The organism is Lactococcus sp. dk101, from assembly GCF_009601055.1.
Taxonomy (GTDB): Bacteria; Bacillota; Bacilli; order Lactobacillales; family Streptococcaceae; genus Lactococcus.
This window is the reverse complement of sequence record NZ_WITI01000001.1, coordinates 80,737-93,390: the sequence shown is the minus strand read 5'-3', so window position 1 is coordinate 93,390 and position 12,654 is coordinate 80,737. Positions and strand designations below refer to the sequence as shown.

At 39.9% G+C, this 12,654-nt stretch carries 11 protein-coding genes and 1 tRNA gene; 4 read left to right on the top strand and 8 right to left on the bottom strand.

Features of this window, described 5'->3' with window-relative positions; translation table 11 throughout:
- Positions 1-157 precede the first annotated feature (157 nt).
- Positions 158-808, top strand: coding sequence for a hemolysin III family protein (locus GHI45_RS00510; protein WP_147779204.1), 651 nt, complete (start codon positions 158-160; stop codon positions 806-808).
- Between the two features lie 25 nt (positions 809-833).
- Here GHI45_RS00510 and GHI45_RS00505 read toward each other — a convergent pair whose 3' ends face one another.
- Entirely contained in the window at positions 834-3,968 is a 3,135-nt protein-coding gene (locus tag GHI45_RS00505; RefSeq protein ID WP_147779203.1) for a DNA polymerase III subunit alpha, read from the bottom strand.
- A gap of 313 nt (positions 3,969-4,281) precedes the next feature.
- On the opposite strand from GHI45_RS00505, the gene GHI45_RS00500 reads away from it, so the two are divergent.
- The 3 genes from GHI45_RS00500 to GHI45_RS00490 all read left to right on the top strand — a co-directional run bounded on the left by GHI45_RS00500 (position 4,282) and on the right by GHI45_RS00490 (position 6,725).
- Positions 4,282-4,464 (top strand): DUF2929 family protein, encoded by a 183-nt coding sequence (locus GHI45_RS00500; RefSeq protein WP_147779202.1) that lies wholly within the window; start codon positions 4,282-4,284, stop codon positions 4,462-4,464.
- 377 nt (positions 4,465-4,841) lie between these two features.
- Complete coding sequence (locus GHI45_RS00495; RefSeq protein ID WP_147779201.1) at positions 4,842-5,699, top strand: DUF1003 domain-containing protein; 858 nt, start codon at positions 4,842-4,844, stop codon at positions 5,697-5,699.
- Between the two features lie 108 nt (positions 5,700-5,807).
- Positions 5,808-6,725 carry a PLP-dependent cysteine synthase family protein gene (locus tag GHI45_RS00490; protein WP_147779200.1) on the top strand — a complete coding sequence of 306 codons (918 nt, stop codon included), beginning with the start codon at positions 5,808-5,810 and terminating at the stop codon, positions 6,723-6,725.
- Positions 6,726-6,754: 29 nt separating this feature from the next.
- Here GHI45_RS00490 and GHI45_RS00485 read toward each other — a convergent pair whose 3' ends face one another.
- From GHI45_RS00485 to GHI45_RS00455, 7 genes are all read right to left on the bottom strand, one after another.
- A complete protein-coding gene (locus tag GHI45_RS00485) occupies positions 6,755-8,368 on the bottom strand; it encodes a CTP synthase (RefSeq protein ID WP_147779199.1) in 1,614 nt (537 codons plus the stop codon).
- Positions 8,369-8,587: 219 nt separating this feature from the next.
- Positions 8,588-9,133 (bottom strand): TIGR01440 family protein, encoded by a 546-nt coding sequence (locus GHI45_RS00480; protein ID WP_147779198.1) that lies wholly within the window; start codon positions 9,131-9,133, stop codon positions 8,588-8,590.
- 1 nt (position 9,134) lies between these two features.
- Positions 9,135-9,611 carry an ECF transporter S component gene (locus tag GHI45_RS00475; protein WP_147779197.1) on the bottom strand — a complete coding sequence of 159 codons (477 nt, stop codon included), beginning with the start codon at positions 9,609-9,611 and terminating at the stop codon, positions 9,135-9,137.
- Between the two features lie 92 nt (positions 9,612-9,703).
- On the bottom strand, positions 9,704-10,528 hold the full coding sequence (locus tag GHI45_RS00470; protein ID WP_147779196.1) for a pyridoxamine kinase: 825 nt from the start codon (positions 10,526-10,528) through the stop codon (positions 9,704-9,706).
- 35 nt (positions 10,529-10,563) lie between these two features.
- The gene (gene truA, locus GHI45_RS00465; protein ID WP_147779195.1) at positions 10,564-11,310 is read right to left on the bottom strand and encodes a tRNA pseudouridine(38-40) synthase TruA; all 747 of its coding nucleotides are present in this window, start codon (positions 11,308-11,310) and stop codon (positions 10,564-10,566) included.
- Between the two features lie 103 nt (positions 11,311-11,413).
- A complete protein-coding gene (locus tag GHI45_RS00460) occupies positions 11,414-11,953 on the bottom strand; it encodes an HdeD family acid-resistance protein (RefSeq protein ID WP_147779194.1) in 540 nt (179 codons plus the stop codon).
- A 289-nt stretch (positions 11,954-12,242) separates the two neighbouring features.
- A tRNA-Arg gene (locus GHI45_RS00455) sits at positions 12,243-12,316 on the bottom strand.
- Positions 12,317-12,654 lie beyond the last annotated feature (338 nt).

Below are 12,654 nucleotides of genomic sequence, written 5' to 3'. Positions count from 1 at the left end.
TTTTCAGGTGGAAAGACGAAAAAAGATAGTTTTCGTTAAAATTTCTTTGCCAAGTTAATATTTTAAGGCAAAATGATGTATTATTATCATTTTTTATTTTCGTCATTACTGACAGAAAATTTCGAGTATATTAGTTTCAATTTAGAATGAGGGTTTTATGGAAAAAATTGAATCTCGTAAATACCTAATCATCAATGAAGTCTTCAATTCCATTACACATGGGATTGGTTTGGGGCTTGCGATTGCTGGTTTAGTTTTACTTTTAATCAAAGCCAATGCGAGTGGTTCAGCCATGCAGGTTGTTTCTGCAAGCATTTATGGGGCATCTTTAATCTTGCTCTTCTTATTTTCGACTTTAGCGCATAGTTTGCATTTTACCAAAGCAGTAAAAGTTTTTCGAGTTTTTGACCACAGCGGGATTTACTTCTTGATTGCGGGAACTTATACACCTTATTGTTTAGTGGCTGTCAAAGGCTGGTTAGGCTGGACAATTTTTGGAGTCATCTGGGCTTGTGCCATTGTCGGCATTACCTTGACTGCCATTTATTTACCGCGTTGGAACAGCGTTCCAAAGTCTTCGACCCTGCTTTATATTTTGATGGGGTGGATGATTTTATTGGCAATCTATCCTTTGTGGAATACCATTACGCCACTCCAATTTTGGCTTTTGGTAGCTGGTGGAGTGACTTATTCTTTAGGGGCGCTCTTTTATCACTACAAATTCCCCTATGCACACGTGGTTTGGCATATCTTTGTTCTTATCGCAGCCATTTTGATGTGGTTTTCTGTGTATGGCTTTATGGGATAATAAAAAAACGAGCCTTGCTCGTTTTTTATTTAAAAATAATATTCTGCGCATAACCTGTCAAGCGCTTGATTAACTGATCACTTTCTTCCACGTAAATGTTGGTTTGAGTGGTCGTTTTTTTATCTGCAAAATGTAAAATGACTTGATGATTGCCTGGAAATTCCCGTAAAATTTGATTGAGCCGTGTGTTTTTACTTGCGTCAGTCAAATTCAGCCAAAGTTTGCGGTCTGTCAGCTCTGCCGGAGCAATCTTGTCAGCAGCTAGCTGTAAATTATCATTGCGTTCTGTCACTTTTCCAGTGAAAAAATAAAATTTTCCTTGTTCAAGTTGATTTTGAAAGGCTCTGTAAAATTCAGGAAACAGCGTAATATCCAGTTGATTTTGACTATCTGAAATCGTCAAGAAAGCCATATTTTGTCCATTTTTTGCCCGATGCGTTCGGATATACTGAATTTCGCCCAAAACTGTCGCCCGTTGATTTTTCTTTAAGTCAGCAAAGGGGCTGAATTGGCCGGCATAGTGTTGAGCCAAACTTTGCAATGGGTGTGGCGTTATTCCGACACCTAAAGCCGTTTTTTCTTGCTCATATTTTTGAGCTTGGCTTAAATCATCAGCGGCTTGAAAACTGAATTTTAAAGGCGAATTGATAAACAAGTCAAGTTGAATATTTTGGATATAATCAATCAAATTAGCCACATTTGCTAATAACTTTCCTCGATTATTTTCCATTTTATCAAACACTCCAATCTTAATCAGATGCTCTATTAGTTCAACTTTCTGGAATTTTTCAGGACATTTGCGGATGAAATCCTCGACAGACTCAAAGGGACGATTTTCCACAATCCAAAAAGCAAAATCACGTGGAATATTTTGAATGTGCGAAAGGCCAAGATATATTTTTCCTGCACGAACACGGTCATGATAAGGCATCTGATTGATGGATGGGGACTCGATTTGAAGGCCATTTTCGATAGCATCTGCAATCATCAGTTCTCGTTTGCGGTCTTGAAATTGGATTTCGTAAAAGGCCGCCTGATGATGAACTTTAAAATAAGCAATCTGAAAGGCCAGAGCTGCATAAGCATAAGCGTGAGAGCGGTTGAAACCATAGTTTGCAAAGCGCTCAATCAATTCATAAATGCTTTTGGATTGTTGGGCAGTATGCCCTTCTTTTATGGCTCCTGCTAAAAATTCTTCCCGCAGTTTTTCAAATTCATTTCCCTTTTTCTTAGAAATGGCACGACGCAGCAAATCTGCTTTCCCGAGAGAAAATCCTGCAAAACGTTGGGCAACCTGCATGATTTGCTCTTGATAAATCATGATTCCATAAGTAGTCCCAAGGATTTCATCGATTGATGGGTCGATGAGTGGGACTGCTTCTTTTCCATGCCGTCTGGCCACGAATTCTGGAATAAATTGGCTTGGCCCGGGACGGAAAATTGACGTTGCATCAACGATGTCGTCAAATTTTGTCGGTGCTAAATTGCGCAAGAAACGACGCATTTGTGGGTTTTCAAACTGAAAAATCCCCATGGTGTTTCCAGCTCTAAACAATGCCAAAGTGGCTTCATCTTCAAGATTGATTTGAAGCGGATCAACATCTATTTTTTCTTGTTCTTGGACCAATTGACGCATTTGTGAAATCAAGGTCAGATTTCGCAGCCCCAAAAAGTCAATTTTGAGCAATCCTAAGGCTTCAACGTCTGGTGCCTCATATTGCGTCAGGCTTAAGTCGTCAGATGGCTTCAATGGCACGTAATTGACCAGAGACTCATCTGATAAGACCACACCTGAGGCGTGCGTAGATGTTTGTCTTGGCATTCCTTCAATCCGTCTTGCCAGCTCATAAATCTTGTGAAGTTTTGGATTTTTTAGTAATTCAGCCTTAAATTTAGGGTTATTCTCATATTCGGCAGACAGACTGTCATAACGGCGAGACAACATTTTCGTCAGTTGTCCAAGCTCCATTTCGGTCATGCCAAATGCTTTACCGGCATCACGCAGGGCTTGTCTTTTCCCAAAAGTTGAGAAGGTAACGATTTGTGCCACATGGACGCTCCCGTAGCGCTGTTTCATGTAAGCAAGTAACTGTCCTCTACGGTCGTCAGGCATGTCAATATCAATATCGGGCATGGCGACGCGTTCAGGATTGAGGAAACGTTCAAAGAACAAATGGTTCTTAACAGGGTCAACCTGTGTGATTTGTAAGACGTAAGCCACCAGCGATCCCGCTGCGGATCCACGTCCCATTCCACAATAAATCTGATTTTCTCTGGCATAACGAAGCAAATCACCAACGATCAAAAAGTAATCGTCAAAACCCATTTGGTGAATGACAGACAGCTCCTCATTTAGCCTGTTGACGTATGCATCAGTTTGCAAATGCTTATCTACTAAGCCTTGCATGGCAAGCATCTTCAACTGTTCAGCAGGATTTTTACTTTTGTCAAAGCGAGGCAATTCGAGCTGCTCATCAAGTGAATAAGCAATCGATTTTGTCAGTGCTGACAGGTTTGCCAAAGCTCGTGGAAAATGCTTCTGATAGTATTTTTCATAAGTGTCAGCCGTTTGCAAGAGCTCCTGTGTGCCCAAATTTTTTGTGTCATCAAATGTAGCACCATCCCGCACCGTGTGCAAGACCTCAAGTGTGGCATTGTCTGCACGGCTTAAATAGCGCACAGATGGGAATGGCAAGGTAGGCAACTGAAAAACGGTCTCTGGTCGCGTTTGCTGAGTAATGCCTACGTAAATTTCGTACTGCTGAGATAGCTCTGTCAGCGCTGACAGGTCGCTATAAGCTTCTGGAACGACTAAGGCAAGCCCCTCAAGATGAGATTGAATGTCTGAAAACCGTCTTTGTTCTTGATTGTGGAGCGTCGAAATCCGCAATAAGTTTTTGTAACCCACTGTATTTTTCGCGACAAAAGCAATGGTCATTGGAAAACCAAAAAGCTCAAAAGCCAGTTCGATTGAAACGACTGCTTGCATTCCTTTTTGCTGTGTTTTTTTGATAAATTGGTAGGCAGCGTGCAGATTACCTTGATCACAAATCCCAATGCAATGAAAGCCATAACGTTGAGCGAGGTCAATATAGTCATCCAAACGAACAACACTGTCCAAAAAATTGTATTCTGTTTTGGTGTTTAATAAAGCGAACATGAGGCTCCTTTCTTACTTTTGTCCTCTCGAAAAAAAAAGAGTTTTCGGTCTCTTTTCAGCTTATTTTCAAAGAAAAAAGCTGTGATTTCTCCTTGAGATTAGTTCTTTTATTGTAGCATAATCTTGACTTTTTTTCAAGATGAGTCTCAATTTAAAAACCGCTTAAAAGCTTGATTTCACAAGCTTCAATCGGCTTTGTACTTTTTCATAATCGGACATGTTTTAAGCTTTTTAACTCTTGAAGAAACTTGACATTATCAAGCTTTTGTATTATACTTGGGCTTTGAAGAACCTATTGGAAAGAGGCAAAAAAATGAAACTTGTTGTTGCACTTTTTTGGTCAGTTTGTATCGGACAAGTTGCCGGCTACATCATGACAGCACTTGCTGGCGTTACTGACAATGTGTTTTGGACGCTTATTGTCTCACTTATTTTCGGTTTGTTCGTTTACTTGGTCAGCAATATTGCTGTCATCGAACCTTCTGAAAGCAAGTAAAATTCTTGTCAGCAATGACAATTATAAAGTTACTCTAATCCTATCGAATTAGAGTTATTTTATTTGCAAAAAATGCTTTATTATACTTTATAATGCTTATAGAGGAAAAAAATGACAAAAGAGGTTATAATAAATAAGGAATGTTCTCAAAGCAGAACAAAAAGAAACAAAAGAAAGGAGAGTGCTTCAGTTTGAATAGCGACACCCCTATACCCCCGAACGCAGATTTTGATGATTTACCACAAAGGTTATTAGCGCAGGACGCTTTTTTGCACGCTCCTGTTTCTTTCTCTGTTCTAAAATAAAAACAGCCACACCCTGCTTCTTTTGTTGTGCTGTTTTGCATTTTTGTTATTCACGCCGAAGCCACACCAATTATGGCTCCACTTGCATCTAATAAAGTAATCTGTCTGGTCAACGGACGAATTCACCGCGTATCAGGCGGCGACTATCTCGAAAATCTTGACCCGAGTTTGCAGACGGTGATCAAACGTGATTATCCAGCCTCACACTCGCATAGTTTTATTTGTAATGAACATCAGGTCAAATTCCGTTTGGAAGTGCTTGATACCTTGTTTCACTTGGATTTACAGAAAAATTTCACTGTCAATGACCGACTCAATGAAGAACTTGAAAAAGCGAACTTTGAAATTCATGACGTCGAAGAACAACTTGAAGCTCAAGAAACTTTAGGTGAAAAAGCTGCTGACAAAGTCACTGAATTTGTTGGTTCATGGAATTTTATTTTGATTTATACGGGCATTCTCATTGTTTGGATGTTCTTGAATGTGACAGGCCTCTTCTTTGGGCTTCAATGGGATAAATATCCCTTCATCTTGCTCAATTTATTTCTTTCTGTCACTGCTGCCATGCAGGCTCCACTTATCATGATGAGTCAAAATCGAGCAGCCGATCATGACCGCTTGACTGCCAAGAATGACTTTCAGACCAACATCAAATCTGAAAAAGGCGTTGCAGCCCTCCATGAAAAACTGGATCATCTGATGATGGACGATCAAACGTCCAACATGCAAATTCAAAAAATCCAAACCGAAATGCTTGGCGACATTCAAATCTTGCTCAACGAGGTCTATCAACAAAATCAAGACATTCGTGAACGGCTTGATGATGTCGAAGATCAACTGGATGATTTCGAAGAAACCCTTGATAATATTGAAGAAAATACTGACGACGATGAAGAATTAGCCGCCGTAAATGAAAACATTGTCCATTGACAATGTTTTTTATTGCTTTCAATCACCGTATTTAAATAATTTTATCGTCAGTCCGTCTGCTTTTTGTTAAAATAAGAAATGAACGATAAAAAGTGTTAGGAGTATCTTTTGATTATACATTCAATCTTAGAGGCCGTGGGACATACACCGCTTCTTGAAATCACAAATCCAGCCTATGGAATTCCAGAGGGTTCAAAAATCTATGCCAAATTGGAATTTTTAAATCCAGGTGGCAGTGTCAAAGACCGTTTGGGGAAGTATTTACTGGAACAAGCCCTAAAAGAAGGAAAAATCAACGCTGAAACTACAATTATTGAGCCTACTGCTGGAAATACTGGGATTGGACTTGCATTGGCAGCGTCGCAACTGGGACTTCAATCAATTTTTGTAGTTCCCGAAAAATTCAGTCTTGAAAAGCAACAACTGATGCGGGCTTTAGGTGCTGAGATTGTTTCAACGCCGACAGAAGGTGGCATTGTTGCTGCCATTCAAAAAGCTAAAGACTTGAGAGACAGCATGGAAAATGCCTATCTGCCTTTGCAATTTGAAAATTTTGACAATCCTGATGCCTATTTCAAAAGCCTTGGACCAGAACTTGTCGAAGATTTAGGCAGTCAAATCACTAGCTTTGTTGCAGGGCTTGGAAGCGGTGGAACCTTTGCTGGTGTCGGTGCGTATCTCCAATCGGTTCAACCCGACATTCGACTGATTGGCGTTGAACCCGAAGGCTCAATTTTGAACGGTGGTCCCGCTCACGGACATGACATTGAAGGCATCGGTGTGGAATTCATCCCACCATTTGTCAAATCGCTTGCTGTCAGTGCTTACGAAACCATCTCTGATGAAGAAGCGTTCAAACTGGTCAGTCTCCTTGCAAAAAACGAAGGACTCTTAGTCGGAAGTTCTAGTGGTGCTGCTTTTGCCGCTGCCTTAAGAGAAATCAAACGCTTGCCTGAAGGAAGTATATTAGTTACGATTTTCCCAGATGGGAGTGATCGATATCTATCAAAAAATATTTACCGATAAAAAAAAGTCTGTTTGCACAGACTTTTTTATTATTTACTTTCTGATGCTTCGAGTGAAGCTTTAACAAATGCCGCATAGAGTTCTTCTGGGCGGTTTGGACGAGATTGCAATTCTGGGTGATATTGACATGCCACGAAGAATTTCTTGTCAGAGAGTTCGACAATTTCTACCAAACGGTTGTCAGGGCTGACACCAGAGAATGTGAAGCCAGCTGCTTCAAATTGATCACGGTATTTATTGTTGAATTCATAACGGTGACGGTGGCGACGTTGAACAACTTCTGCATTGTCATAGGCTGCCGCTGTTTTTGTATTTGGTTTAAGTTTCGCAGGATACAAGCCCAAACGAAGTGTACCACCCATTTCTTCCACGTCAACTTGATCACGCATGATGTCAACAACTGGATATTTTGTATCTGGATTTAATTCAAATGAGTTGGCGTCTTTCATGCCAAGGACATTACGTGCAAATTCAATGGTTGTTAATTGCATCCCAAGACATACGCCGAGGAATGGCACATCGTTTTCACGCGCATACTTGATGGCAGCGATTTTTCCTTCTGTTCCACGGTGACCAAAACCACCAGGAACAATCACACCGTCTGCATTTTCAAGACGTTTTGCAACATTTTCATCTGTCAAGTCATTGGCATTAACCCAATCCACATCGACTTCAGCATCAAGTGGGAAACCACCGTGTTTCAATGCTTCAACAACTGAGATGTAAGCATCTGGTACTTCGATGTATTTTCCGACCATTGCAATGTTGACTTTTTTCTTCAAGTTCATGACTTTATCAACCATGGCTGACCATTCTGTCATGTCTGCTTTTGGTGCATTGATTTTGAGGTGATCACAAACCACTTGGTCCATGCCTTGTGCTTGCAAGTTCAATGGAATTTGGTACAAGTGTTCAACGTCAACAGATTGGATGACTGCTTCTGGAGCTACGTCACAGAACATGGCAACTTTATTACGCATTTCATTTGTGACAGGAACTTCTGTACGAAGCACGAGCATATTGGCTTGAATTCCAAATTCACGCAAAGTCTTTGTCGCATTTTGTGCGATTTTTGTTTTCAATTCGCCAGCTGCGCGTAAGTAAAGAATTGGAACAGTATGGATATACATGACATTTTCAGCACCCATATCAGATTTCATCTGACGGATTGCTTCAATCATTGGCATTCCTTCCATATCGCCCACTGTTCCACCGATTTCAGTAATGATAACATCGGCGTCAGTTGTCGTAGCAGCACGCATGATCTTTTCTTTGATTGTATCAGTTACGTGAGGAACCATTTGAACTGTTGCCCCAAGATATTCCCCTTTACGTTCTTTTTGGAGAATTTCGTTGTAAACTTTACCTGATGATACAGATGAATATTTGTTCAAGTTAATATCGATAAAACGTTCGTAGTGACCGAGATCAAGGTCAGTTTCAGCGCCATCATTGGTGACAAAAACTTCCCCGTGTTGATATGGACTCATTGTTCCTGGGTCGATATTAAGGTATGGGTCGAATTTTTGAACAGCGATTTTAAGGCCACGATTTTTAAGCAAACGTCCGAGTGACGCTGCAACAATCCCTTTCCCCATTGATGATGTACCACCACCTGTAACAAAAATGTACTTCGTTGACATGACTTCTCCTTTTTCTGTCTCAAATCGCTTCGTTCATCTTACGAAAAACAAGAGATTTTTGATATTTACAAATTAATCAGTGGGAAAAACAAAAATAAGCTCCCCCTATGGGGAGCTTCTGTATTTACCAGCTTTCATTTTGAAAACCAGTGCCCGAACTTAATTATACACGAATTCATCAGAACTTGTCAACTAATTATTCTCAAAGTAAGGATTTTTTTAATTTGCATACTTTGCGCGAACGCCACCAATCAGCTTAGGACGTGATTTGAGCGCTGTAACATGTGCGCCTCCCAGTTCTTTCAAAACGGGGCGCAATGGGATTTGAACGTGTTTAACATGCATGCCAATGCTGGTATCTCCAATGTCAAGACCTGCAACTGCTGTGATATGTTCTATTTCAACGGGATTTTCCATTAACTTATAAGCAGCAACTTGACCGCTTCCTCCCGCATTGAGCTGAGGAATGACGCTCACAATGTCGAATTCTTTTTTGTCAGCCAATTCTTGTTCAATCAAAAGCGCACGGTTCAGGTGTTCGCAACCTTGTACAGCCAAATAAATCCCTTTGGCCTTCAAGGTCTTATAAATCACACCTACAATTACTTCACCGATTTCAGCAGATGAAGCATGGCCAATCAAACCACCATTAACTTCGCTTGAAGACAGACCTAAAACAAAAATTTGACCTGCTTTAATGCCAGATTTTTCGATAACATCATCGATAATCATTTGTGTATCTGTTTCTAATTTCTTAAAATCCATATTATCCTCTATTTCCAATCGCTTTTTTAAGGAGCGGTGTCAAAATCAATGCAATCACAAAGCCTGCTGTTGTCTGAACAAAATTGATGAATAAATCAGGCAAAGCAACACCCAAACTGTGTGCGATAATCATGTCGGCAATAAAATAACCGCCGACCATTACGATTGTCGAAATGATATAATTCAACCATTTGTGCTTGGTTAAATTTCCTGTAAATCCTTGAAGCCCATGAATAACAAGGGTAAAAAACATATAAGCCGCATAGCCTGCTAAAAAATCATTCAGGAAGCCAGCTAAAGCCCCAACTATCATGCCTTCTTTTTTGCCTAAAAGCATGGAACTTGTAAAAATCCCCGCATCGAGAAGCGTAAAATAACCGCCAGGAATAGGAATTTTTGTAAACCAGCCTAAGACGAAAGTAAGCGCCGCAAGGATTGCCAGCAGCGTGATTTTAAATGTGCGATGTTGCGTATTCATGAGACTCCTTTATTATCGAGGTCGGCATCAACACATCTGCTGCATCATTTTTCATCGTCGGCCTTTCTCATTTTATTATGTCTTACATTTTATTACAAAAACTTTCCACTTGCAAGAACTTGCTCAAATTCAACGCCATAGCGTTTGTCTTGCATTTCAGGCGTGGATTGAATGGCTGCTAAAACAAAATCCACAGCAGTCTTTGCCGCATCAAAAGTCTTGTGTCCTTGCACGATGCCAGCTGTCAATACTGATCCAAAAATATCGCCTGTGCCATGATAAGTTCCTGAAATTTCCTCAGCTGTATAAATCTGCAACTGCTTGTCAGCACTGACAGCCACACCGATTTTTCCAGTTTCTAATTTAACACCTGTCAGAACCACCACTTTTGCTCCTTTGGCATGGAGTTTTCCAATAATTTCTGACAGCCATTCTTCATTATGAAGACCTGACTCGTAAGCAGTGCCTGTCAGCAAGCAAGCTTCTGTAATATTGGGTGTCAGCACGTCAGCAAATGGAATAAGCTCAGCCATTTTGTCAACGAAAGCTGCATCAAAAACCTGATAAAGTTGACCATTGTCAGCCATGACAGGATCAATAATCATGATATTTTCAGCCTTTTTATAAGTCGAAATCAATGTTTTCAAAACATCAATTTGTTCCGCAGAAGCCATATATCCCGAATAAATCGCATCAAATTGCAAATCGAGCGGTTGCCAAGCGGCCATTATTTTTTTCATTTCATCGGTCAAATCAAGAGAGGTAAAACCAGTAAATCCACCGGTATGAGTTGACAAAAGTACCGTTGGAAGCACACGCGTTTCAAGGCCAAAATGGCTTAAAATTGGTAACGCCACTGTTAAACTACATCTTCCCACGCACGAAATATCGTGCACTGCCAAAACTTTCTTACTCATTTTTTTCCTTCTTCTTCAATGCTGATGAAATGCAATCATTTATGATAAATGACGGCTTTCAAAATCAAGCCTTCTGGTGCAGCTGTCGGCCCTGCAAATTTTCGGTTTTTACTGTCCAATATTTGATTGATTTGTGAAACAGGCATGCGCTCATTGCCAATTTTAATCAAGGTTCCCACCATGTTTCGAACTTGCTTGTACAAAAAACCATTGCCACGAAAAACGAACTTCATATGCTCATCATCAATGACGACAAGGCTGGCTTCGCTAATCGTTCTTACTTTGTCATCGACTGAAGAGCCACTGGCTGTAAAACCAGTGAAATCATGCGTTCCTGTCAGTAATGACAAGGCTTCGCGCATTTTGTCAGCGTCCAGATGATAACGAAAATGTGCATAATACAAGCGATTAAATGGATTTCTCACTTGCGCATTTTCCAGATAATATTCGTAAATTTTTTCATGCGGTTCAAAACGGGCATGCCAATCACCAGCGACGATTTCCACCTTTTTGAAAGCAATATCGTCTGGCGTCTGTGTATCCAATGCAAAGCGGAGCCGTTCCACATCGCGTGCCCCCTCCAAATCAAAATGAATGACTTGAGCAGCCGCATGAACGCCAGAATCCGTTCGACCAGCCCCTTGTAAAATCACAGGCACATGCGAATTTAATTTCGTTAATACTTTTTCAATTTCTTCTTGAATGGTTCTTTGATGATGCTGAGTCTGAAAGCCCGCAAAATTTGTCCCATCGTAAGCAATAATTGCTTTATATCTTGTCATGTTTTATATTATAGCAAAAAAGTAGCTCAGACGCTTTTTGTCAAAATCAAAGCAAAGTCCACTTGTCGTAAAAAAAAACGTCTGAGACGTTTTTATACTTGATTTAGTTTTTTGGCCATGTGGCATAGTGAATTAATTTCACAATACCAATAATCAAAAATTCAATTCCAAGTAAGAGCCACAATGTTTTTGCACCCCAAACTGGAATTAAAACCAAGATAACTCCACCGACAATGCTTAAAATTCCAAGCAAAATTGCCCATAATTTATTAGTGAAATTTTTCAATGTTGTAAAGCTGACAATTCCGTCAACAATCCATACAACACCAACAAGAATTCCCACTAACATAAAGAGGTAATCCGTTGCAGCATTGACATCAATAAAGACAAACAAACCTGCAAAAAGATAAACAAAACCAAGTAAAATGTGACCTAAACGAGCCCATTTACTTTTTTCATCGCCCTTTTTAATGAAATTTGTTGCAAGATAGATGATACCAATAATGATAAAACCAATACCAACGATTGTTGCAATAATGTTGGCTGTTTTATTTGGTAAAAAAAGAATCAACAGTCCGAAAATGACAGAAAGAATACCACTAAATCCGACACTACGATGAATTTTTTCTAATTCATTTGACATAAGAAACCTCCATTTATGCTCCTAATTTATCGAAATAAATCCTATTTCAATGACTTAATTTTATCACGATATGATTACAAATGCAATATTTAGAATTTTAAATTAATAATTATAACTATTAAAAAAATATATATAATTCTATACATTATATTTCACAAAAAATAAAGACGATACCACGAAAGTATCGTCTTTTTCATCTCGCACGAAGCGAGGATGAGGTTTGGCACCCATTGTTGAAGGATTAAATAAAACATCGAAGGATAAACCAATAAAAGTAATGATTTATCAATGATTCAGGGGGGATTCGAACCCTCGACCGTTCGCTTAGAAGGCGAATGCTCTATCCAGCTGAGCTACTGAACCTTTTTAATATGAGTACCATTGACCTCATGAACTGAGGAATTCATATAGCTATGACTGGCTTGTCGATTCTCGCTAGTTTGCTAAAGCAAACAGTCGAAATCGCAGCTGAGCTACTGAACCGTTTTTATACGAGTACCGTTGACCTCAGGAACTGAGGAATTCATATAGCTATGACTGGCTTGTCGATTCTCGCTAGTTTGCTGAAGCAAACAGTCGAAATCGCAGCTGAGCTACTGAACCGTTTTTATACGAGTACCGTTGACCTCAGGAACTGAGGAATTCATATAGCTATGACTGGCTTGTCGATTCTCGCTAGTTTGCTGAAGCAAACAGTCGAA

Bases quoted from the DNA above. Each gene is read 5' to 3' on its own strand.
- GHI45_RS00510 (WP_147779204.1), top strand. From the start codon at position 158: ATGGAAAAAATTGAATCTCGTAAATACCTAATCATCAATGAAGTCTTC.
- GHI45_RS00505 (WP_147779203.1), bottom strand. From the start codon at position 3,968: ATGTTCGCTTTATTAAACACCAAAACAGAATACAATTTTTTGGACAGT.
- GHI45_RS00500 (WP_147779202.1), top strand. From the start codon at position 4,282: ATGAAACTTGTTGTTGCACTTTTTTGGTCAGTTTGTATCGGACAAGTT.
- GHI45_RS00495 (WP_147779201.1), top strand. From the start codon at position 4,842: ATGGCTCCACTTGCATCTAATAAAGTAATCTGTCTGGTCAACGGACGA.
- GHI45_RS00485 (WP_147779199.1), bottom strand. From the start codon at position 8,368: ATGTCAACGAAGTACATTTTTGTTACAGGTGGTGGTACATCATCAATG.
- GHI45_RS00480 (WP_147779198.1), bottom strand. From the start codon at position 9,133: ATGGATTTTAAGAAATTAGAAACAGATACACAAATGATTATCGATGAT.
- GHI45_RS00475 (WP_147779197.1), bottom strand. From the start codon at position 9,611: ATGAATACGCAACATCGCACATTTAAAATCACGCTGCTGGCAATCCTT.
- GHI45_RS00470 (WP_147779196.1), bottom strand. From the start codon at position 10,528: ATGAGTAAGAAAGTTTTGGCAGTGCACGATATTTCGTGCGTGGGAAGA.
- truA (WP_147779195.1), bottom strand. From the start codon at position 11,310: ATGACAAGATATAAAGCAATTATTGCTTACGATGGGACAAATTTTGCG.
- GHI45_RS00460 (WP_147779194.1), bottom strand. From the start codon at position 11,953: ATGTCAAATGAATTAGAAAAAATTCATCGTAGTGTCGGATTTAGTGGT.